This window comes from Cohnella suwonensis (genome assembly GCF_042655365.1).
Classification (GTDB): Bacteria; Bacillota; Bacilli; order Paenibacillales; family Paenibacillaceae; genus Cohnella; species Cohnella suwonensis.
In genome coordinates this window covers 177855-200463 of the sequence record NZ_JBHSMH010000041.1, presented here as the reverse complement: position 1 = coordinate 200463, position 22609 = coordinate 177855, and the positions used below count along the sequence as shown (strand labels likewise).

20 protein-coding genes are annotated in these 22609 nt (G+C 58.4%); 3 read left to right on the top strand and 17 right to left on the bottom strand.

Annotated elements, in window-relative coordinates; all coding sequences use genetic code 11:
• Positions 1-169 precede the first annotated feature (169 nt).
• Complete coding sequence (locus ACFPPD_RS13630) at positions 170-436, top strand: autorepressor SdpR family transcription factor (RefSeq protein ID WP_209745517.1); 267 nt, start codon at positions 170-172, stop codon at positions 434-436.
• Between the two features lie 5 nt (positions 437-441).
• Positions 442-1128, top strand: a complete 687-nt coding sequence (locus tag ACFPPD_RS13625) for an SdpI family protein (RefSeq protein WP_209745514.1) — start codon at positions 442-444, stop codon at positions 1126-1128.
• Positions 1129-1170: 42 nt separating this feature from the next.
• On the opposite strand, the gene ACFPPD_RS13620 is transcribed toward ACFPPD_RS13625, so the two are convergent.
• The 7 genes from ACFPPD_RS13620 to ftsE form a co-directional block, all read right to left on the bottom strand.
• The gene (locus ACFPPD_RS13620; protein WP_378082483.1) at positions 1171-1488 is read right to left on the bottom strand and encodes a DMT family transporter; all 318 of its coding nucleotides are present in this window, start codon (positions 1486-1488) and stop codon (positions 1171-1173) included.
• Positions 1488-1838 (bottom strand): DMT family transporter, encoded by a 351-nt coding sequence (locus tag ACFPPD_RS13615; RefSeq protein ID WP_209745508.1) that lies wholly within the window; start codon positions 1836-1838, stop codon positions 1488-1490. The genes ACFPPD_RS13620 and ACFPPD_RS13615 overlap by 1 nt, the downstream gene beginning before the upstream one ends.
• 501 nt (positions 1839-2339) lie before the next feature.
• Complete coding sequence (locus ACFPPD_RS13610) at positions 2340-3761, bottom strand: PDZ domain-containing protein (RefSeq protein WP_209745505.1); 1422 nt, start codon at positions 3759-3761, stop codon at positions 2340-2342.
• Positions 3762-3906: 145 nt separating this feature from the next.
• A complete protein-coding gene (locus ACFPPD_RS13605) occupies positions 3907-5385 on the bottom strand; it encodes a S41 family peptidase (protein WP_378082467.1) in 1479 nt (492 codons plus the stop codon).
• Positions 5386-5478: 93 nt separating this feature from the next.
• A complete protein-coding gene (locus ACFPPD_RS13600; RefSeq protein ID WP_209745501.1) occupies positions 5479-6660 on the bottom strand; it encodes a murein hydrolase activator EnvC family protein in 1182 nt (393 codons plus the stop codon).
• Between the two features lie 63 nt (positions 6661-6723).
• Positions 6724-7641: a permease-like cell division protein FtsX gene (gene ftsX, locus ACFPPD_RS13595; RefSeq protein ID WP_209745498.1), complete on the bottom strand. Its 918-nt coding sequence runs from the start codon at positions 7639-7641 to the stop codon at positions 6724-6726.
• On the bottom strand, positions 7631-8317 hold the full coding sequence (gene ftsE / locus ACFPPD_RS13590; protein ID WP_378082465.1) for a cell division ATP-binding protein FtsE: 687 nt from the start codon (positions 8315-8317) through the stop codon (positions 7631-7633). The genes ftsX and ftsE overlap by 11 nt, the downstream gene beginning before the upstream one ends.
• A gap of 299 nt (positions 8318-8616) precedes the next feature.
• On the opposite strand from ftsE, the gene ACFPPD_RS13585 reads away from it, so the two are divergent.
• Positions 8617-10104, top strand: coding sequence for a VanW family protein (locus ACFPPD_RS13585; protein ID WP_209745495.1), 1488 nt, complete (start codon positions 8617-8619; stop codon positions 10102-10104).
• Positions 10105-10109: 5 nt separating this feature from the next.
• Here the strand turns inward: ACFPPD_RS13585 and ACFPPD_RS13580 are convergent, their stop codons facing one another.
• The 10 genes from ACFPPD_RS13580 to ACFPPD_RS13535 all read right to left on the bottom strand — a co-directional run bounded on the left by ACFPPD_RS13580 (position 10110) and on the right by ACFPPD_RS13535 (position 22546).
• Entirely contained in the window at positions 10110-11858 is a 1749-nt protein-coding gene (locus ACFPPD_RS13580; protein ID WP_209745493.1) for a hybrid sensor histidine kinase/response regulator, read from the bottom strand.
• Positions 11855-12394 carry a heme NO-binding domain-containing protein gene (locus tag ACFPPD_RS13575; RefSeq protein ID WP_209745491.1) on the bottom strand — a complete coding sequence of 180 codons (540 nt, stop codon included), beginning with the start codon at positions 12392-12394 and terminating at the stop codon, positions 11855-11857. The genes ACFPPD_RS13580 and ACFPPD_RS13575 overlap by 4 nt, the downstream gene beginning before the upstream one ends.
• A gap of 144 nt (positions 12395-12538) precedes the next feature.
• On the bottom strand, positions 12539-13960 hold the full coding sequence (gene argH / locus ACFPPD_RS13570) for an argininosuccinate lyase (protein ID WP_209745489.1): 1422 nt from the start codon (positions 13958-13960) through the stop codon (positions 12539-12541).
• 196 nt (positions 13961-14156) lie between these two features.
• Positions 14157-15398 (bottom strand): argininosuccinate synthase, encoded by a 1242-nt coding sequence (locus tag ACFPPD_RS13565; RefSeq protein ID WP_209745487.1) that lies wholly within the window; start codon positions 15396-15398, stop codon positions 14157-14159.
• 170 nt (positions 15399-15568) lie between these two features.
• Positions 15569-16528 carry an ornithine carbamoyltransferase gene (argF, locus tag ACFPPD_RS13560; RefSeq protein WP_209745485.1) on the bottom strand — a complete coding sequence of 320 codons (960 nt, stop codon included), beginning with the start codon at positions 16526-16528 and terminating at the stop codon, positions 15569-15571.
• 117 nt (positions 16529-16645) lie between these two features.
• Positions 16646-17845, bottom strand: a complete 1200-nt coding sequence (locus ACFPPD_RS13555) for an acetylornithine transaminase (RefSeq protein ID WP_209745483.1) — start codon at positions 17843-17845, stop codon at positions 16646-16648.
• 13 nt (positions 17846-17858) lie between these two features.
• Positions 17859-18650, bottom strand: coding sequence for an acetylglutamate kinase (gene argB, locus ACFPPD_RS13550; RefSeq protein WP_209745479.1), 792 nt, complete (start codon positions 18648-18650; stop codon positions 17859-17861).
• Positions 18651-18666: 16 nt separating this feature from the next.
• Positions 18667-19896, bottom strand: a complete 1230-nt coding sequence (gene argJ / locus ACFPPD_RS13545) for a bifunctional ornithine acetyltransferase/N-acetylglutamate synthase (protein ID WP_209745477.1) — start codon at positions 19894-19896, stop codon at positions 18667-18669.
• 223 nt (positions 19897-20119) lie between these two features.
• Entirely contained in the window at positions 20120-21172 is a 1053-nt protein-coding gene (gene argC / locus ACFPPD_RS13540; protein WP_378082461.1) for an N-acetyl-gamma-glutamyl-phosphate reductase, read from the bottom strand.
• Positions 21173-21610: 438 nt separating this feature from the next.
• The gene (locus tag ACFPPD_RS13535; RefSeq protein ID WP_209745474.1) at positions 21611-22546 is read right to left on the bottom strand and encodes a YitT family protein; all 936 of its coding nucleotides are present in this window, start codon (positions 22544-22546) and stop codon (positions 21611-21613) included.
• Positions 22547-22609 lie beyond the last annotated feature (63 nt).

Sequence of the window (22609 nt, the reverse complement as noted above, 5' to 3'; positions counted from 1 at the left end):
AGCCAATCTGTTTATCCATACCGAAACGCGCCTAAAGGGCAAGCCGACTTACGGCTTGCCCTTTCTTTTCCGCGGCCGCCCCTTGACGCGATTTGATATTTAGCTTATTATCTAAATATAAGATTTAGCCAATTAGCTAAATATCAAAACATTAAACGGAGGCTCCCCCATGAACGACGCCTTCAAAGCGCTCTCCGATCCGACCCGGCGCACGATCCTTCAACTATTGAAGGAGAAGGACATGACCGCCGGCGACATCGCCGATCGCTTCGACATCTCGAAGCCGAGCATCTCCCATCATTTGAGCATCCTAAAGCAAGCTAAGCTCGTCCAAGACGAACGGCACGGGCAAACGATCGTGTATTCCTTAAATATGACCGTCGTGCAGGAAGCCATGAGCTGGTTTCTAGGCATGATCGGCAACAAAGGAGAGTAATCCCCATGACGAAAACGACAAACGCCGCGACGGGCGTCCCCGCCTGGTCGGTGAAAGACTGGATTCTGCTCGGAGCGAACGCGGCCGTATTCCTGGTCATGTTCCTCGTATTCGACGGAAAGTTGCCCGACCAGGTCGCTTCCCATTACGATATTAACGGAGATATGGACGGGACAATGCCCAAATGGGGCTTCTGGCTGCTCTACGGCGCGCTTAGCATCGGCCTCCCCCTACTGATTACCTTATCCCGGTATATCGATCCAAGGAAAAAAAACTACGCCCGGTTTCAAGGTTACTTCGATCTGATTCGTTGGACGATTTCGGCGTTCCTTCAAGTCATGTTTCTCTTTATCGCGCTGGATAGCTCGGGTCACCGGATGCCCATACCAAACTTGATCATCGGCGCCATCGGTTTGTTGTTCGTCGTGGTCGGCAATCGGATGAGCCAAGTGCGTAGCAATTTCTTCGTCGGGATCAAGACCCCATGGGCGTTAATGGACGAGGACAACTGGCGGCGAACGCATCGGATCGGCGCCCGGCTGTGGGTCGTATCCGGACTGCTGATGGTCGCGGCGGCGCTAATCGCTTCTTCCGTCTGGCTGGCGGTCGTCACGATCGCGGCCGTCGTGATCAGCTCCGTCATTCCGACCGCGTATTCCTATCTGCTGTTCAGACGCAAGTCGGCAAGCTAGCGATAGTACCGAGGATACTTCAATCATGAAGGCGTTAGGCGCTTAATCACTTAGCGCCTTCAGTCCGACGACGGCCGCCGCGACGACGCCGAGAAAGAAGATCCGGCTCGCCCTGCGGGATTCCCCGTAGAAAATCATGCCGACCAGCGTGCCGCCGACCGTACCGATCGCCGTCCAGATCGCGTAGGCGGTCCCCATCGATATCGATTTCATCGCGACGGACAGGAGCAAGAAACTCGCGGCGAATCCGCCCAGAAGCAACGCCCAGCTGCGGAAGTCCTTGCGTTCGTTCAACCGGTTCATGGCGAGAACGCCGACGACCTCGCACAAGCCCGCGAACGCGAGAGCGATCCAAGCCATCATTGTTCCTCCTCCTTCACCGCATGCCCGGCCGTCATTTTTAATCCGCCGATTCCGAACACGAGTACGATAACGAGCGCGAGCTTGCCGCTGTCCAGGTCGATGCCGAAGAACGCCGACTCCGCGAGCACCATGCCGGCCGCGCCGACGCCCGTGAACACCGCGTACGCCGTGCCGACCTCCAACACCTTCGACGCGACAAGCAATCCCGCGAAGCTGAGCGCGATGCCCAGCACCGTTAACGCCCACTCCCCCGCACCGTCCGCGTGTTTCAATCCCGACACCCATCCGATCTCGCAAATTCCCGCGCCCAGCAGCAAGAACCAGAATTTATTCTCGCCCTTGAACATGATGCCACCTCCGATAAGTCTTCGCGATCGTTAGCGTGTCGCCCGCATAGCAAAAAAACCCGAAAGCATCGCAGGCTTCCGCAGCGCTGTACGCGCCGCCGCAAGCCTTCATCGATACTCCCGGGTTTTTGAACTCCTTACACGACACTTCAATCCGAGCCGGTCGTCAAACCTATTTGCGCGGTGACGCAAGGCCGCTTGCTCGAGAATGACCCTCACAAGAGGAATTAACGGTCAAAATGAACGTAATGGCTAAAGAAACGGTCTACCCGTGCGCGGGTAAAGGTCATTTGGGCGGTTAAAGCCCTCACTTCCCTTGGTTATACGGATTTGAAGAGGACTTTACATCCTAAATGACCGTTAAGCATAGGGGAATTGACGATATGAACAGTCAATTACCGACAAAACGGCTGTTATCAAAACAGTCGACTCGACTAGCACGACTCCTGCCGATCCGTGAACTCGTAAGCCATTTCCACGCGGCACCAGCTTCAGCGAGTCCTATTTGCGCGAGACGGTCAAGCTCCGCGGAGGAAGTCCCCCGTTCTCGTCCGGCAGACGGGCAGCGGCTTCGGCCGCCTCGAACGCCGCTTGCTGCGCCGCCGCCATCTCCGCTTCCGCCCTCTTCGCTTCCCGGCGGGCCAGCATCGTCGGCGAACTTTCGAGCCTGCGCGCGCCCGCTTCCCTTAAGCCCTGCCAGATCGATGAAGACCGCGGCGCAGCGACGAATTCAACGTCCTCGTCCGGAGCGAGAATAAGCCCCAACTGGTAATGCTCGCCTTCATACCTCGCCCGCTGCAGAAACTTCAAGTTACCTTCGCGATTGAGAACTTCGAGCTTGCAGAAGGCCGACTGCCGCTGAAGGGCGGCGTGCAGCTCTTCCTTGCTGCGAACGGCGACTCCGTTCGCCTTCCGGATCGTTTCGCCGGCTTGGAAACCGAGCTCGGCCGCCGGCGTATTCGGCAGAACGGCCAGCACCATGACGCCGGTACCGTCCTGAGAGAACCGCGGAGTTCTTCCCGTCTCTTTCATTCGGCTCCATAGCAGCAGCCCTTCATGCAAGACGAACGCGGCGACGGCCGCGACCGCCGTCAACGGGCTCCAATATTCGGCTCCGGCCGCCAGACCCGCGATAACCAGCCCGTAGACGATGAGGGCGTTTCCGGACGAGCGGGCCTTCTCTTCCGGCCAGCGCGTCGTCGTCCTGTCGCTGAAGCCGATCAATACCGGGAAAGCGAGCATCGCCCATGCTGCGGTGTCCCCGCCGAACAAGGGAGCCCACGGCAGCGACAAACCGTCGCCCCCCGTCGCCGGCACGAGCCACAGCAGCGGAACGGGCCATACGCCGGTGAGCGAGTAAGCGCCCATCGGCTTGCCCCGTTTTCCTTGAAGGAATAACGGAATGGACAGCTTTCCCCCTTGCACGCGGACGAGCACGCCTTCCGCGACATGCAGCAAACCTGCGATCGCGAGCAACGCCGGCACGTCGACGGCGTTCACCGCGCGAACGGCTTCTGCCGCGGCGCTATCGGAGAAATCGGCTCCGATCCATCCGAGCACCGCTTGCAGTAACCCCAAAGCGCCCGCCGCGTAAGCCAGGCACACATATCGCAACCGGAATAACGCTAATACTGCCATCGCGATCCACAAGCAGGCAAGCGTCTCCGTCGTCAAGCCGGCTCCCGCGCCGATGCCGACGCCGGCAATCGACAGAACGAGACCGGCCGCGAAACCGAAAGCGACCCGCGTCAACGTTAAATACAACGCGCTGTACAGCCGCACGTGAAACAGCTTTCGCTGAAGCGTCACGCCTTGACGCGCGTGCCACCAGACGAGCAATACCGCTATATATAAGTAAGGGAGAACGAACAGCCCGATCGTCGCCTGTCCCGCTTCCCGCAATAGATCGAGCGCTACGTCCACTCAACCTCTCCCCCTATCGTCCGTCCGCTTTTCAAGAAAAAGAGAGTTGACCGTGAGGCCAACTCCTACTCATTCGACGGCTGCCGCCGAAATCCTGCACCGCCGGTTCTCTTTCTCTTGGTTCCGCTGGAAATAATCGCCGGGATCAACGCGCCGCCAGTTCTCTCGCCTTCTCCGTTGCCTTCTGCAATTGCCGGTCGTTCGCCGGGTCATTCAGCTTCTCGTACAGCGCTTCTTCCAGACGCTGCGCCGTCTCGGCGTCCACTTCCCCGGTCTCGGGCAACGCTTCCCTTTTCTGGAACGCCTTGACCGCTTCCTTCGTCCCCGCGCTGAAATAGCCGTCGCTTCGGTCCACGGTCATGCCGACGCCATTCAGTATGCTTTGAAGGTTCTTCACCGCTTCTCCCGTCTCGTCGAACTTCAGCACCCTGTCCCTTGGAAGCCGCGAAGCGAGGAAATAAGCCGGCTGATGCACGATCACGTCCGGTTCGATCCCCTTGCCGTTAATCCACGAACCGTCCGGCAGCAGCCACTTGTACACGGTCAGCTTCAGCATGCTGCGGTCTCCCAGATCCCCGATGTTAGGGACTTGGACCGTCCCTTTGCCGTACGTCGTCTCGCCGACGAGAGTCGCGTCGCCGGATTGCTTGAGCGCCCCGGCCATAATTTCCGCGGAGCTCGCGCTGCCCTTGTTCACGAGCACGACGAGCGGATACGTTCGTCCCCCGGCCGCGCCGTGTTCCGCCTCGTCGACTTTGCGTTTGCCGTCCCGATACTCGGATTGCACGATCGGCTTTCCCTTCGCAAGCAGTTGGTCCGCCACCTCGATCACGGCTTGCAGCATGCCGCCTGGATTGTCCCGCACGTCGACGACGAGCGCCTTTAAGCCCCCCGCTTCCATTCGCCGAAGCGCTTCGGCGACTTGCGCCGACGTATCAGCCGAGAACTGGTTGATCGTCAGGAGGCCGACGCCGTCCGTCCCGATGTCGGCACCCACCGATTCCAGATCGATCCGGTCGCGGACGAGCTCGAGCTCGAGCGGTTCCATGGCGCCTTTGCGCTGCACCTTCAGCTTCGCCTTCGTGCCCTTCGGCCCTCGGATCTTGGAGACGGCGTCGTTCAAGGTAAGCCCGTTCAGGCTTTCCCCGTTCACCGAGAGGAGCACGTCGAGCGGGCGTAAACCCGCCCTCTCCGCCGGCGAGCCCGTCATCGGCGACTCCACGACGATCGCGCCGTTATCGATGCGAAGCTTCGCGCCGATGCCGGAGAACGCCCCTTCCAACGAGTCGTTGAACTCCTCCGCATCTTCCGCCGACAAGTACGCGGAGAACGGATCGTCGAGCGACTGGACCATCCCTTGCACGGCGCCGTCGACGATCTTCGAACGATCCGTCGGCAGAATAAACCGGTCTTCGATCAGACCGATCGCCTTGTTCAGCTTATCGAGCTCGGCTTGGGTCAAGCCTTCCGTGCGGTCCGCGGATGCCAGACCGGGCTGCAAGGCCGGCGGACGGATGCCCCAACCGGAATATTCGAAAAAACCATATGTCGCCATGCCGGCTCCTAGCGCCGATAACACGGCGATCGCGACGACCGCGCGCCCCCGAAACCACACGTATGCCACGCCCTTTACCCTGCTTTTAGCTTCCTGTCGTCCGAAAAGCAGCCTCCGGCCGACCCCTGAGTCGGCCAAACGGCTGCTTCTCTCGACGTTCCCTTATTTCAAGTTCAAATACGGCTTCGGATTGACCGGCTCGGAGTTCTTGCGAACTTCGAAGTGCAGATGATACCCGGTCGATACGCCGGTAGAACCGACGAGGGCGATTTTCTGCCCGCGCTTGACCGTTTGATCCTTCTCGACGAGAAGTCCTCCAGTCATGATATGCCCGTATACGGTCCATAATCCGCCACCGTGGTTGATGAAGATGACGTTTCCGTATCCGCTCATCCACTGCGCGAACATGACAACGCCTGTCTCCGCCGCATAGATCGGCGTTCCCTTGGGCGCTGCCATATCCAAGCCATTGTGAAGCTTTCGCTTTCCCGTAACCGGATGGGTACGGTAACCGAAAGGAGAAGTTTCTCTCCAGGCAGACTTTAGCGGCATACCTAACTTACCGCCGGTATAATAATTTTTGATTTTATTCTTTTTCGCTTGCAGCGCTGCCACTTTCTTCGCGAATTCTTTGATCTGCTCCTGCGCTTCTTCGCTAATTTCCTCATTGTCGTCAATCTGCTTGGCGATCTTGGACATGAGCACTTCCTTGTCGGCCTCGTCCTGGCGCAGCTCCGCTTGGTGGGACTGGAGTTCCTTGTACAACTTCTGGACGTCCGCGAGCTCGCTCTCGCGCTGCACCTTCATGTCCGCGACTTCTTCGGTATATTTCTTCTTCTCTTCGGCGATGTTCCTATCTTGCGAAGTAATCGACTCGACGACGTCCATCCGCCCGAGGAAATCGGTGAAGCTCTTCGCGCTCAGCAGCACGTCCAGGAACGAGACCGGTCCGGATGTATAGGCCATCCGAACGCGGGCGTCCATGAGCTCCATCCGGTTGTCGCGCTGCCGGATCGCGTCTTCGAGCTGCTGGCCGGTTTCGTAGAGCTTGTCCTCCGCGGCTTGAATCTTAATGGTCGTATCTTGCATTTTCTTGGAAACGCCGTCGATCTTATTGAGTAAATTCTGAATATCGTCCTTCGTCGCTTCCTGTTTGCCGGTCAGATCCTTGACGGATCTCTCAGCGTTCTTCTGATTCTTCTGCGCTTTAGCCATCTCCTGCTGCAGCTTCTTCAGGTCGCGGTCGATCTTCTCGAGCTCGGACAGGGCTTGTCCGTCGTAAGGTCGCAGCACCATCGCCACCGTCAGCAGCAGGGCGAGCACAAGCGCGATTTTCCTCTTCACGATAATCCTCCTTCGGGAGCGGCGCGTCGTCCGCCCCCACGCATCGGGATTGACATTGGCAATCTATACTTTCAAGTAGCGACGGACGGATATCGTGCTTCCCCACACGCCGAGCAGCGTGCCGAGCGCGACGATCGTGCCGCCGACCATGAGGCGGACGTCGGACATCGAGGCGAACTCGATCATATACAGTCCAACGGTCGCGCTCGTGTTGTTCACCAGTTGGGAATAGCCGAACAACAGGGCGATCGCGCTGAGGAGCGAGCCGCCGAAACCGATGATCGCCCCCTCGATGAAGAACGGCCAGCGGATAAAATTGTTCGTCGCGCCGACGAGCTTCATGATCGAGATTTCGCGGCGGCGCGCGATGATCGTCATCTTGATCGTCGTCGAGATGAGGAACATCGCCATGATCGCGAGGCCCAGCACGATGAAAATGCCGATATTGCGCACGGCGTTCGTGATACGGAACAGTTTCTCGATCGTGTCCTTGCCGTACTTGACCTTGGAGATCGTCTTCTCCGGGTCGGTGACGTTCAGTGCCTCGATCTGCTTAGCGACGTATCCGACCTTCTGCGGGTCGAACACTTCGATCTCGAACGCGTCGGGCAGCGGATTGTTCTCGTTTTCGTAGCCTTCGAGCGCGTCCTTGCCTTCTTCTCCCATGCTCTCGCGGAACCGCTGGAGCCCTTCTTCCTTGGAGACGAAGGTGACGGTTTTCACTTCCGGAATGCGCTTGATCGACCGTTCGATCTCGTCTTCCTTGGCTTTCTGCGTATCGACTTGCATGTAAACGCTGATCTGCACTTGGCTGTCCAATTGATCCGCGAGCTTGTTCACGTTAAGCGCCAGCAGCATGAAGACGCCGAGGATAAAAAGCGATACGGCGATCGAGCTCATCGAGGCGAACGTCATCCAGCCGTTGCGGCCGACGTTCTTGATGCCTTCGCGGGCATGGCGGGAGACCGTGCTAATTCTCATAGCCGTAATCCCCTCTCAGCTGGTCGCGAACGATCGAGCCGCGCTCGATGGCAATGACCCGCTTGCGCAGCGTGTTCACGATTTCCTTGTTGTGGGTGGCCATGACGATCGTCGTCCCGCGGAAGTTGATCTCTTCCAGCAGATTCATGATGCCCCACGACGTCTCGGGATCTAGATTCCCGGTCGGTTCGTCGGCGACGATGACGGCGGGGTTGTTGACGATGGCGCGGGCGATGGCCACGCGTTGCTGCTCTCCCCCGGATAATTGGGCGGGCAGGCTACTCGCCTTATGCTTCAGGCCGACGAGCTCCAACACTTCCATCGTGCGACGGCGGATGAGCCTGCGCGGCGTCTCGATGACTTCCATCGCGAACGCGACGTTCTCGAAAGCCGACAGCTTCGGCAGCAGCTTGTAATCTTGGAAAATAACGCCGATGTTGCGGCGGACGTACGGAATCTTGCGGTGCTTCAATTTGCCTATATTGAACCCGTTGACGGAGATCTGGCCCTTGGTCGGCACTTCTTCCCGATAAATCAATTTCATGAACGTGGACTTGCCCGCGCCGGACGGACCGACGATATAGACGAACTCGTTACGGTCGATGACGACGTTGATCGCTTGCAGGGCCGTCGTGCCATCGGCGTACGTTTTCCAAATATCTTGCATTTCGATCACGGTATCACTTCCTGTTAAGATTCAGACTTTAGATACTTCGACAACATGCGCGATTATCCTTTCTCATTCGATGGCATAATGGGGAAACGTGTCGGATGAAATACCGCGAACCTAGACGTAGCGTGGATTTTAGGTAAATTTTAAGAATTTTTTAATATTCCGGGATAACCGATCGCTCGTTGTTACGTCTAATTGATTAGCAACATTTGTAAAAGCGCAAAAAGTTCGTTAATCAGCATCGCTTCGTGATCGTCGTCGGACTTTTTGAAATACCTCTTTGGAGCGGAGTGGTTGTCGGAATGGGAAAAGGGATATGGATCGCGGGGATATCGGCGGTTCTGCTCGTCGGCATCGGAACGGGCGCCGGGGCGGCGATCCGTTACGGGGAGAACGACGCATTGCCCGCGGGGTTCGAAGTCGCCGGATTGCGGCTCGGAGGTTTATCGTCCGAGGACGCTTTGGCGCGGCTTCGTTCCCGCGTCGCGGAATTGGAATCGGCGAGCGTCGTTCTGGCTGGCGTTAGCGATACCGCGGGCGAGGCCGAGAACGCGGGAGCTAAACCGCTGACCTACAAGCAGCTCGGCTTGCGGATCGAGATCGGAGAAGCGACCGCCGCCATCGAACGATACCGCGATTATTCGTGGTGGGAACGGGCGCGCGTTCGCTACTCGGGGGACATGGACGTCATCTACGGCTGGACGGCTAGTTGGAACGAGGAAGCTTTCCTTAAAACCGCCGGAACGGCTTGGGGCTCCCTCGTTGCCGGCACTCCCGAGAACGCGACCCGGGAGATCGACGATTCGGACCGCGTCGTCTATACGGACGGCAAGCCGGGGCGCCTCATGGACATCGACGATCTTTTCGCGCAAGCGCAAGCCCATACGCCGGGATCGCTCGCCGCCGTCGAAGGGGATATAGCGGCGCTGACGCTTAACGCGAAGATCGAAGAAACCGAGCCGGAGATTACCCTCGCCGAGCTGAAGGAAGAAGGCATCGACCGCAAGATCGCCGAGTTCGAGACGTCGTTCGAGACGAGCGGCGAAGGCCGTTCCCATAACGTGACGGTCGCTGCCAAAGCGCTGAACGAGACGTTGCTCCTGCCGGACGAAGTGTTCGAGTACGGGAAAACCGTCGCCAAAGCGGAGAAGGAATACGGCTATAAGGAGGCGCCCGTCATCCTGAAAGGCAAGCTTACGCCGGGCGTCGGCGGGGGCATCTGCCAAGTGTCCAGCACGCTGTACAACGCGGCGCTCCTGACCGGCCTCGACATCGTCGAGCGGCGCAACCACTCGCTCGTCGTCCACTACTTGCCCAAAGGACTCGACGCGACGTTCGCTGACGGCTTCGTCAACTTCAAGTTCCGCAACTCCACCGGCAAGCAATTGCTCATCCGGACGGTCGTCGAGGACAAGACGCTCACCGTAAAATTATTCGGCACGATGCCGGACAATGTCTCTTACCGCGCGGAAACGGAGGAGCTCAAGGTCAACCCGCCCCGGACGATATACGTCGCCGACGCCAAAGTCGCTTTAGGCAAACAAACCGTTCTGCAAAAAGGCGAGGCCGGCTACGTCGTGCAATCGTATTTGGTCAAGTTTGTAGACGGCGCGGTCACCGAGCGCAAGAAGCTGTCCAAGGACACGTACCGCGCGCAGGATCGAATGATCTCGGTGAACCCGGCGGATCCGCGGCTGGCTCCGGGCGGCGCGAAAGCGGAGGAGCCCGGAGCGTCTCCGTCACAGGAGCCCAAGCCGATCGAAGACGAAGGCCCGGTCGAGCCGATATAAGAAGCTTACGTACGGCCGGTCTCCTCTCCATCCCGAATCTCAGATGGGCCACAGTCTATCAGATTGCGTATTTCCGCTAACAAAGCTTCGCGCTGCAACTGGCCTTTTTGAACGATGTTCTCGACATATCCGTTAAGCCGCAGCCGATCCTCCGCCGTCAAGTCTTTAGCCGTTACGACGACAACGGGGATCGGCCGCCATTCCTCTCGTTTGCGCAGCTCGGCGACAAATTCGAACCCATCCATATTCGGCATCATCAAATCCAGCAAAATCAATTGCGGAATGGATTGAGAGACGCATGCCAAGGCCATTCTCCCGTCCTCGGCTCTCATGACCCGATACCCTTCCTTCTCTAGCATCCGGGACATCATCTGGCTTGTCGGGAGATCGTCTTCTATGATCAATACGGAATGGGTTTGCCGTTCTCTAATGTGCTTATCCACCACGGAGACGATTTTGTCGCGATTCACCGGTTTGATTAGAAACTCCGATGCTCCGAGCGTATATCCTAGCTTTCTATCGTCAGTCATCGAAATCATAATAATCGGAATGCCGGAAAGCTCCGGATCGGATTTAAGAGCGGTCAGGACGCTCCACCCATCCACTCCGGGCATCAGGACATCCAGGGAAATGATCGATGGCTTCAGTTCCTTCGCCAGACGAATGCCATCGTCCCCGTTCCTGGCCCCGATGACCGAATATCCCTCTTTGCCGAGATAACGCTGCATCAATTGCAGCATGGCCGGATCATCGTCGATGACGAGCACGACGCAACGTTCATCGCGGCCCTCCGTCCCTTGGCTGGCATCTTCCCGTAATCCGTCAGTGCCGCTCTCGGAACTTTTGTTTAATGCCGGCAACCACACGGTAAAAGCCGTCCCCTGACCTAAGACGCTCTCGACGGTAATACGGCCCCCCATCATGTGGCATAGCCTCTGACTGATCGCAAGTCCCAGCCCCGTGCCGCCGTATTTCCGAGTCGTCGAGGAATCGGCCTGCTTGAACGCTTTGAATAAATTTTCAAGTTGTTCGGGAGTCATGCCGATACCCGTATCTCGGATGCAAAAAGAAACCCCGGATTCCCCCTGGCGGGCTTCAAAGCTTACCGTTAACGAAATCGTTCCGTCTTTCGTAAACTTGCCGGCATTGCCTAGCAGATTCATCAAGATTTGTCTGAGCTTCGTAATATCCGTTCGCATTAAGCCATGCGGAATGGCGGATTCTAGACGGTTTCCGTTGGCCTCCAAAAGAGGAGTGACGGTAGTCAACACATCCTGAACCGTCGTTCTGATCTCGCAGCTTTCCAAGTAAACGTCCATTTTGCCGGCTTCGATCTTGGAGAGATCGAGAATGTCGTTAATAAGCGAAAGCAGATGCTTGCCCGCTTGATGGATTTTGCCGAGATCGTCCGAGAAGACCGCGTTGCCGTCATCCTCGGCATCTTCTTTCAACATTTCGCTGTAGCCGATAATGGCATTCAGAGGTGTTCGCAGTTCGTGGCTCATATTGGCGAGAAACTGGCTTTTGATCCGGTTGGCTTCGATCGCTTCGTCTCGGGCCTTGGAAAGCTCGGCGGTCCGCTCCTTAACCAATTCCTCCAGTTGATCGTTCATTTGTAGCAGCTCTTGATTGACAAAATAAATTTCACGGGTTTTCTGCTCCGCGATTTGCTCGGCTTCTTTACGCGCCTTTCTCTCCCGTTCGATTTGTCTCCGCAGCACTTCGATTTCCTGCATCGCCGTCACGATCGTCACTTCCGTTCCGTCAAGATAAAACGGGCGGCGTTTCCTTCGCTCAAGTTATCCCGTTTGACCTCGATGTTCTCGCCGTAATATTGAATACAACCTAGAATGAGTCCTTCGGCCAAATCGGCGAAAGGCCGCGATGAGCGATAAATCATCGCCATCGAGCCCGGTTCCGAAGCCTCGTATTCGAATGCGGGCAGTTCCGCGTCGGGATAAAGCTTGCGGACCTCGACATGGATATAATTGTCCACCTTCCGCAGGAAACTGAATGCCGTTCGGTGTTCCTGAATAAACTGCGGGTACATCGCGATCAGCTGCGTAAATAAATATTCTCCGAACGTACGCACCAAGTCGGCTACGGGAATACCCGTCCGCTCGGCCAACTGAACGACGAGCTGAATCATTTCGTTATGGTGATACGTACCTACCGACGTGTAGCTGCCTCCCGACGGCAAATCGGAGGCTTCGATAATTTGATCGGCCATTCCCAGCGAAAACTTATTTTCTACCATTTCCAAAAACGAGGTGAAGACCATTCCTTTCATAGCAACAACTCTCCTGTTCGAATGGGATCTCGCAGTCAAATCATGACAATTTCCGACACGAAGCGTTCAATTAAACGCAAGACGTCCCGATCACCCGGCGAGGGTAATCGGGACGTTTAACTTCATTATCAAGTTGCGCAATTCTTATAGCAGCCCCGACTTCGCCTCGTATTCGGAGATCCACTCCGAGGTGCGGGCGAGCTCGGCTTCGGCGCGTTCGATCGCGGCCGCGACTTGCGGCGTGGCGGTGCCGCCGTAGACGTTGCGGGCGTTCACGACCGCTTCCGGCTGCAGCACGGCGTAGATCCGGTCGTCGAACAGCGGCGAGAACTGCTTGAACTCGTCCAGCGTCAAGTCGAGCAGGAACTTGTTCTGCTGGATGCAGTACAGCACCGTCTTGCCGATGACTTCATGCGCCTGGCGGAACGGCAAGCCTTTGCCGACGAGGAAGTCGGCGATGTCCGTCGCGTTCGAGAAGTCTTGGTCGACGGCTTTGCGCATTTTCTCTTTGCGCACTTTCATCGTCTCGATCATCGGCGCGAACAACTGAAGCGCGCCTTGCAGCGTCTTCACCGTGTCGAACATGCCTTCCTTGTCTTCCTGCATGTCCTTGTTGTACGCGAGCGGAAGGGACTTCAGCACGGTCAGCAAGCCGACCAGGTTGCCGTAGACGCGACCCGTCTTGCCGCGGACGAGCTCCGGCACGTCCGGGTTCTTCTTCTGCGGCATGATGCTGGAGCCGGTGCAGAACGCGTCGTCGAGCTCGACGAACTGGAACTCGGTGCTCGACCAGAGAATCAGCTCTTCGCTCAGGCGCGACAAGTGCGTCATGATAAGCGCAGCACCGCTCAGGAATTCGACGATGAAGTCGCGGTCGCTGACGGCGTCGAGGCTATTCTCGTATACGCGTCCGAAGTTCAATTGCTGCGCCGTGAAGTGGCGGTCGATCGCGAAAGTCGTGCCCGCGAGGGCGCCCGCCCCGAGCGGCAACGCGTCGATGCGCTTGTAGCTGTCCTGCAGGCGCTCGATGTCGCGGCCGAACATGGACACGTACGCCATCAGATGATGGGCGAACAGAATCGGCTGCGCGCGCTGCAAGTGGGTGTAACCCGGCACGATCGTGTCGAGGTTCGCTTTGGCTTGTCCGACGAGCGCGGCCTGCAGCTTCTGCAACATGCCGACGAATTCGACGACGCGCTTGCGCAAGTACAAGTGCATGTCGGTCGCGACTTGGTCGTTGCGGCTGCGACCGGTGTGCAGCTTGCCGCCGACCGGGCCGATCTCGTCAATGAGCGCCTTCTCGACGCTCATATGAATGTCTTCGTCGGCGACGAGGAATTCATGCTCCCCGCGTTGGATGCGCTGGCGGACTTTAAGCAGTCCGTCTTTAATCTTCTCGACGTCGTCCGCCGGAAGGATGCCGCACTTGCCGAGCATCGTCACGTGCGCGAGGCTGCCTTGGATGTCCTCGTAGGCGAGCTCCTTGTCGAACGTGATCGACGCCGTATATTCTTCGACCAGTTGGTCAGTTTTTTTCGTGAAACGACCGCCCCACAGCTTGCTCATGTTCGGGTAACCTTCTCTCTTCGGTAAATAGGCAAAAGGGGAGAGCGGACGAGGAAGGTGCCGCCCGCATGGCCCTGGGTATCGGATGGCTCCGATACTTCCGCAAAGCTTCTTCGGCTATTCATGCCGAAGACGTGTTTGCTTATAGGGGATGGTTTGGCAGGCTTCCCGTTCGCTGCTCCCTTTTTGTCCTTTATCAGTTAATGCCGGAAGCGCCGGTGACGCCCGAAGATACCTTCAAGCGGAGCGCGTTCAGGCGGATAAAGCCGGTTGCGTCGCCTTGATCGTACGCTTTCGTAGGGTCCGCTTCCATCGTGGCGATGTGCGGGTTGTACAAGCTGACCGGGCTCTTGAGGCCGGCGGCCATGACGTTGCCTTTGTACAGCTTCAGACGGACCGTGCCCGTCACGTTCTTCTGGCTTTCGTTCACGAGGGCTTGGATCGCGAGACGCTCGGGCGCGAACCAGAAGCCGTTGTAGACGAGGGAGCTGTATTTCGAAATGAGGGAATCGCGAAGGTGCATGACGTCGCGGTCCATCGTGAGCGATTCGATCTTGCGATGCGCGGTGAAAAGAATGCTGCCGCCCGGCGTCTCGTACACGCCGCGGCTCTTCATGCCGACGAAGCGGTTCTCGACCATGTCGACGCGGCCGATGCCGTGCTTGCCGCCGATCTCGTTCAGCTTCTCCATCACGTCGAGCGGGCTCAGCTTCTCGCCGTTGATCGCGACGCAGTCGCCGGCTTCGAAATCAAGTTCGACGTATTCCGCTTGGTCCGGCGCTTTCTCCGGGGAGACGCTCAGCACGTACATGTCTTCCACGTCGGCCGCGCTGGAGTCGAACCAAGGATCTTCGAGCATGCCGCTCTCGAAGCTGATGTGTAGCAGGTTGCGATCGGTCGAATAAGGCTTCGACGCGGACGCTTGAACCGGAATGCCGTGCTTCTCGGCGTAAGCGATCATCTCCGCGCGTCCCGGGAACGCTTCGCGGAACGCTTCGTCGCGCCAAGGGGCGATCACTTCGATGTTCGGAGCGAGCGCGGCCGCCGTCAGCTCGAAGCGGACTTGGTCGTTGCCTTTGCCCGTCGCGCCGTGGGCGATCGCGGTCGCGCCTTCCGCCAGCGCGATCTCGACCATGCGCTTCGCGATGAGCGGGCGCGCGATCGACGTGCCGAGCAGGTATTGGCCTTCGTACAAGGCGCCCGCTTGGAACATCGGGTAGATGAAGTCTTTCGCGAATTCCGCGCGGAGGTCGTCGATGTACACTTTGGACGCGCCCGTCTTGAGCGCCTTTTCTTCGAGACCGTCGAGTTCGTCCTTCTGGCCGATGTCGGCCGTGAACGTGATGATCTCGGCGTCGTATGTTTCCTTGAGCCAAGTCAGGATTACCGAAGTATCGAGGCCGCCGGAGTAGGCGAGCACGATTTTGTTTTTAGCCATGGGATTGATGAGCTCCTTTGAAAAAGTTGCTTTGCGATTGTGTGCATTCCAGCGCTATAAGCAGGTTTTTCCGGCTTACGGGCTCGTTTGGCGAGTCTTTCGGTGCTGTAAGCAGGTTTTTCCGGCTTACGGACTCGTTTGGTGAGCCATTTGGCGATAGGCAGTCAGCTTTACATAATCGCGGCCATGATCGCTTTCTGCGCGTGCAGGCGATTCTCGGCTTCGTCGAAAATAACGGAGTTTTTGCCGTCGATGACGCCTTCGCTCACTTCCTCGCCGCGGTGCGCGGGCAGGCAGTGCATGAACAGGTAATCCGGCTTCGCGTATTGCACGAGCGCCTCGTTGACCTGGTAGTTCTTGAACGCCTTTTCGCGTTCCTTCTGCTCTTCCTCGAAGCCCATGCTCGCCCACACGTCGGTGTAGACGATGTCCGCGCCTTCGATCGCCTCGCGCGCGTCGCGCACGATATCGATACGGGAGCCGGTCTCGCGGGCCGCTTCCTTCGACTGCTTCACCGCCGTCTCGTCCGGGTCGTAACCTTCCGGGGACGCGCTGGCGAAATGCATGCCGAGCTTAGCCGCGCCCATCATGAGCGAGTGGAGCACGTTGTTGCCGTCGCCGATGTAGGCGACTTTAAGCCCTTCGAGCTTGCCCTTGTGCTCGAGAGCCGTCTGGTAGTCGGCCATCGCTTGGCAAGGGTGAGATTGGTCGGATAGGGCGTTGATGACCGGAATGGTCGCGCCGCGGGCGAGCTCGACCACGTTGCGGTGGCCGAACGTCCGCAGGATCATGCCGTCGAGGTAACGGGACATGACTTGCGCCGTGTCGCGGATCGTCTCGCCTCGGCCCATCTGGATGTCGTTGCGGCTCAGGAACAGCGCTTGGCCTCCCAACTGGTACATCCCTACTTCGAAGGAAACGCGCGTGCGCGTGGACGATTTCTCGAAAATCATGCCGAGGGACTTGCCCTTCAGCGGTTGGTACACTTCGCCCGCCTTCTGTTTGCGCTTCAGCTCGATGGCGTAGTCTAGCAAATACCGGATTTCTTCCGGCGTAAAATCGACGAGACCGAGAAAATCGCGACCTTTCAGCTGCGCCGCGATTTGTTCGGCATTGATAGCCGTCGTCATGGCCAATCCCCCTTCTATATCAAGCAAACATGCCTTCCGCGTCCTTTGGACGCGAAGTAACTTTGCGGAGCGATCGGATCAGGAATAAGCAGATCTTATGCTAGCCTTTCCAATCGTTCAGGACTTGGCGGTTTGCGCCGCCGCCTGTTCCGTTAGCACTGCCGCGATCAAAGCGACCGCCGCGTCGATGTCTTCGTTCGATACGAGCAAGTTCGGCAGCAACCGAATCACGTTCGGGCCGGCCGGTACGACGAGCAAGCCGCGCTTGTGCAACTCCGAGATAGCTTCCGCGGCCGGTCCGTCGCACAGGATGCCGACGAGCAAGCCTTTGCCGCGCACGCCGACGACGTTAGGCAGTCCGTTCAGCTTCGCGTTCAATTGCCCCATCAAATACTCGGAAGCCGCCGCGGCGCGCTCGACCGCTTTTTCCGACAGCATCGTCTCGATCGTCGCGATCACGGAAGCCATGATCAGCGGCGTCGCGCCGAAAGTCGTCGCATGCGCGCCCGGAACAAACGCGTCCCTCACGTGCGCCTTCGCCAGCATCGCGCCGACCGGAACGCCGCTACCGAGACCTTTGGCCAGCGTGAAAATATCCGGCTCGACGTCGTAGTGCTCGTAAGCGAACAGCTTGCCCGTGCGCCCCATGCCCGTCTGGATCTCGTCGACGATAAGCAGAATGCCGTGACGGTCGCACAGCGCCCGCACTTGCTTCAGGAAGTCAGCGTCGACCGGGATAACCCCGCCTTCCGCTTGCACGAGCTCCAGCATGATCGCCGCCGTCTTGTCGTTCACGGCCGCTTCCAGCGCCGGAAGATCGTGCAGAGGCACGTGCACGAAGCCTTGCGGCAATGGCAGGAAGCCCTCTTTCACTTTATCTTGCCCCGTCGCCGTCAGCGTCGCGAGCGTCCGCCCGTGGAACGATTGCGTGAAGGTAATGATCTCGTAACGGTCGTTGCCTTTCAGCTTCTGGTGATACCGACGCGCGAGCTTGATCGCCGCCTCGTTCGCCTCCGCGCCGCTGTTGCAGAAGAACACGGCGTCCGCGCAGCTGTTATCCGTCAGCAGCTTCGCGGCTTTCTCCCCGTTCGGAGTGTGGAACAGGTTCGATACATGCCACAGCTGGTCGAGCTGCCGCACGATCGCGTTCTTCACCGCGTCTGGCACGTGTCCGAGATTCGTGACCGCGAGCCCGCTCATGAAGTCGATGTATTCCTTGCCTTGATCGTCCCACAGTCGGCTTCCTTTCCCCTTCACCAAAGTGATTGGAAATCTCGCATAGGTCGAAAACAATGCGCTATCGCTCATCCCGCTCATCTCCTTCGCTTGCTTATTCCCGCACGATCCGGGTTCCGATATTACCTTCGTTCACCGCGCGGCTGAGCACGCGTTCCGCGGAGCCGTCGACGATCAGCACTTCCTTGACGTTGCCGTGCAGGCAGCTCATCGCCGCGCGTACTTTCGGGATCATGCCGCCGTAGATCTCCTCGCTGTCGATCATCTCTTCGATGTCCGCGAAAGTGACTTGAGGAAGGACGACCTTCTCGCCGTTCACCTTGCGCATGATGCCGGGCACGTCGGTCACGACGATCATCGTATCGACGCCGAGCTCGGACGCGACGGCGCCCGCCGCCGTGTCCGCGTTGATGTTGTATCGTTGTCCCGCTTCATCGATGCCGATCGGCGCGATGACGGGTAAGTATCCGAGGGCGACGACGCCCTCCACGAGCGCCGCGTTCACGCCGGTGACGTCTCCTACTAGGCCGACGTCGGCCGCGTTCGCGACCGGCTTCGCTTCGATCAGCTTGCCGTCCGTGCCGGACAGCCCGATCGCCTTCGCGCCGTTCTGTTGCAGCTTGCGGACGATTTCCTTGTTGATCCGTCCGGCGAGCACCATCTCGACGACGTCGAGCGTCGCTTCGTCGGTGACGCGCAGGCCGTTCAGGAAACGACTCTCGATGCCGAGCTTGCCGAGCGTCTCGTTGATCGCCGGGCCGCCGCCGTGCACGATAACCGGCTGCGTGCCGCCCGCCTGCAAGTCGCGCAAGTCTTGGAAGAACGCGTCGGGCAGTGCCGCCAGCGTGCTTCCGCCGCATTTCATTACGAATTTGCCTGTGCTCATCGTCGTCCGCTTCTCCTTACGTCCGGTAAGCGGCGTTGATGCGCACGTAATCGTAAGTCAGATCGCAGCCCCACGCCTTCGCTTGCCCGCTTCCCATATTCAAATTCACGTGAATGGCGACGGTGTCGCCTTTTAAGTATTCCAATGCTATCTCTTCGTCGAAAGGAATCGGACGGGATTGCTCCAACACGACGATGTCCCCCAGGCGAATGTCGACCGTGCCGACGTTAACCGGTTGGCCCGCGCGACCGACGGCCGCGATGATGCGTCCCCAGTTGGCGTCCGCGCCGTAGACGGCCGATTTCACGAGGCTCGAGCCGATGATCGTCTTGGCGATCGCTTGGGCCGCTTCGTTGCTGTCCGCGCCGACGACGACCGTCTCGATGAGCTTCGTCGCGCCTTCGCCGTCGCGGGCGATCGCTTTCGCCAATTCGGCGCACACGTGCAGCAGGCCCGCCGCGAAAGCTTCGTAGTCCGGATGCTCGCGCGTCAGCTCGTTATTCTCGGCCAAGCCGCTCGCCATCGCCACCAGCATGTCGTTCGTGCTCGTGTCGCCGTCGACCGTGATCATGTTGAAGCTGACGTTCGTGATCTCGCGAAGCAGCCCTTGCAGCAGCGGAGAACCGATCTTGGCGTCCGTCGTGACGAAGCCGAGCATCGTCGCCATGTTCGGGTGGATCATGCCGGAGCCTTTGGCCGCTCCCGCGATCGTCACCGTCTGTCCATCGACCGTCAACGTCACGCAACTGACCTTCTTGACAAGGTCGGTCGTCAGGATCGCCTGGCAGAAGTCGTCGGAACCTTGCGCGTCGCTTCGCAGCCGTCCGGGCAGCTTCTCGATGCCGGCGTTAACGCGGTCCATCTTGAGCAGTTCGCCGATGACGCCGGTTGAAGCGACCGCTACTTGGCTCGCGCCTAGGCCGAGCGCCGCGGCCGCGTTCGCTTGCATCGCCTTCGCGTCCGCGTCGCCTTGCGCGCCCGTGCAAGCGTTGGCGTTGCCGCTGTTTACGAGCACCGCGCGCAGCATGCCGTCTTCGGCAAGCGCTTCGCGAGTGACCTGCAGCGGCGCGGCTTGGAACAAATTCGTCGTATAGACGGCCGCCGCGGTGGCAGGCACCTCGCATAAGATGACGCCCAGATCGTGGCGATCCGTTTTCTTCAGGCCGCAGTGAAGGCCGCCGGCCCGGAAGCCCTTGGGCGTCGTGACGCCCCCGCCCTCGACGATCTCAAATAACTGTTTTCCCATCGTAGTTCGTCCGTTCCTCTCGTCCGCTTGCGCTTATTATTAAGGTAATTCAAAAAGTCCAATTTGGATCATGAAGTCATCCAGGAAGCATATTCGACGTCGAATCTTGAATGCTGCACGGGACTTCCGGTTCTCACGTAGGTTTGCCTACGCTCCGATCCTCATTCCCTAGCTTCTTTCAACCTTCTCGATGCTACAAACCGGACTTTTTGAACAGGTTCTATTATGGATACACCGGCGAGAACTGCAAGCCGAGCGTCTCGTCCCAGTTCATCATCAGGTTCAAGTTCTGGATCGCCTGGCCGGCCGCGCCTTTGACCAAGTTGTCGGTGACGGAGATAATCGTCACGCGTCCCGTTCTCTCGTCGACGGAGAAGCCGATGTCGCAATAGTTCGTGCCGTACGTTTCTTTCGTCGCAGGCCACTTGCCTTCCGGACGAACGCGAACGAACTTGCGCCCTTCGTAAAATTGCCGGTACAGCTCCACGAAATCCGCGTCGGTGCGCTTCTCCGTCAGCTTGCCGTACATCGTCGCCATGATGCCGCGCGTCATCGGCACGAGATGCGTCGTGAACGTCGTCACGACCGGACGGCCCGCCGCTTCCGAGAGCACTTGCTCGATCTCCGGCGTATGCTGGTGCTTGTTGACTTTATAGGCTTTGAAGTTCTCGTTAATCTCCGAATAGTGGGTGCCGAGGCTTGCGCCGCGACCCGCGCCGGATACGCCGGATTTGGCGTCGATGATAATGCTGTCCGGATCGATCCAGCCCGCCTTGACCGCGGGATACAGCCCGAGCAACGAGGTCGTCGTGAAGCAGCCCGGATTGGCGACGAAATCGGTCCTCGCGACCTTGTCGCCGTACACTTCGGCAAGGCCGTACACCGCGCGTTCGACGTAGGCGGCGTGCGCCGGCTCGTGCTTATACCATTGCTCGTAGACGTCCGCGGACTCGAGCCGGAAATCTCCGGACAAGTCGATGACTTTCAGTCCCGCGTCCAGAAACTGCGGCGCGAGCTTCATGCTGACGCCGTGGGGCGTCGCCAGGAACACGACGTCCGCCTTGGCGCTAATCGCCTCTACGTTCAGATCGTCTAGCAGATCGGTATGGATTTCCGTCAAATGAGGAAACCCTTCGGCGATCGACATGCCCGCCGTAGAAGAAGAAATGACCGACGAAATCGTCACTTTCGGATGGGATTGCAACAAGCGGATCAATTCGACGCCGCCGTAACCGGTCGAGCCGACGATGGCCGCGCGGATGTTCGATGAATTCATATCGATTCCCCCATGTATTGCGTTCGTAACGCGAATAATCGGATGAGACGAGCAAAAACGCCTTCGGCGTCCCCTGGGCGCCGAAGCAGCTTTGCGGAGACGATTCAGAAATGGATAAGGCGAAGCTTATAAATTCTGAATCGTCAAGCAAAAACGCGATCCGCGTTCATGGCAAACCTTCCTAATTGTAACGGATTACGGCTCTAAATTGAAGCCGGATATCCGACGAAAATCCAAACTCTTCTAGCCGAGCCTATACAAGTCGCTCTCCGTCTCGTTATGCATTATTATACATACAAAGTATTATTTATTCAACGGTCGAATTCATCAAGCAAAAACGTCTTCGGCGTCCCTAGGACGCTGATGAAGCTTTGCGGAGGTTATTCAGAAATGGATAAGCGCGAAACTTATAAATTCTGAATAACGAACAACGCCCGTTCATAGCAGGCGTTCGTCATGGAATCCTTCGCCGAGAACCTCGGCCGCGTTCGTAATGATGATAAAGGCGTCCGGGTCCGCGTCCCGCACGAGCAGCTTCAACCGAACGACTTCGTTCTGGCCCACGACGGCGAGCAGCACCGGACGATCGTCGCCCGTATATCCCCCGACGCCCTGAAGCCTGGTCAGTCCGCGATCGAGTTCATGCAGAATCGCGCTGGACACGCGCTCGGGATTTCTCGAGATGATGAACGCCGCCTTCGACGTCTGCAACCCCGTCTGAATGATGTCGATCGTCTTGCTGGTCGCGAACAAGCCGATCAACGCATACAGGGCATTTTCGAGAGAGATGAACAGTCCCGCGGACAGGATCACGAGCCCGTCCAACATCGCGACGGCGAGACCGAGCCGAATGTCGAACACCCTATGGACGATCTGGGCCGCTACGTCCAGCCCGCCCGTCGACCCTCTCCCGCGAAAGACGATGCCCAGTCCGAGGCCTACGCCCAGCCCTCCGTACAACGCGCCGAGAAGCGGCTCGCGAGTAGGCGGATCCCAGTGGGACGTCAGCAGGACGAACAACGGCAACATGACCGTACCCACCGCCGTCTTGAAGCCGAAATGGCGGCCGAGCACGAGAAAGCCCGCGATGAAGAGCGGTATGTTAAGCGCCCACTGCATGTAAGCCGGCGCGATGCCCGCGAGCGAATTGAGGATAACGGAAATGCCGGACACGCCGCCCGAGGCGATCTGATTGGGCAACAGGAACAAGTTAAAGCTGGCCGCGATGAAGAACGATCCGACCAGGATGGACAAATAACTGAAAATCGTGCGTGTATTCTTGGAAAATCGGGGCGTGGCCCTCTTGTTCGGAATGACCGGCACGGAATGAATGCGCTGCGGATGCGAATGCGGATGCTGCTCCTGATCGGACATCGGTTCTCCTCTTTCCCACGTTAAAGCGCTAGGCTAATTGGCATCTATACGGGCAAAAACGCC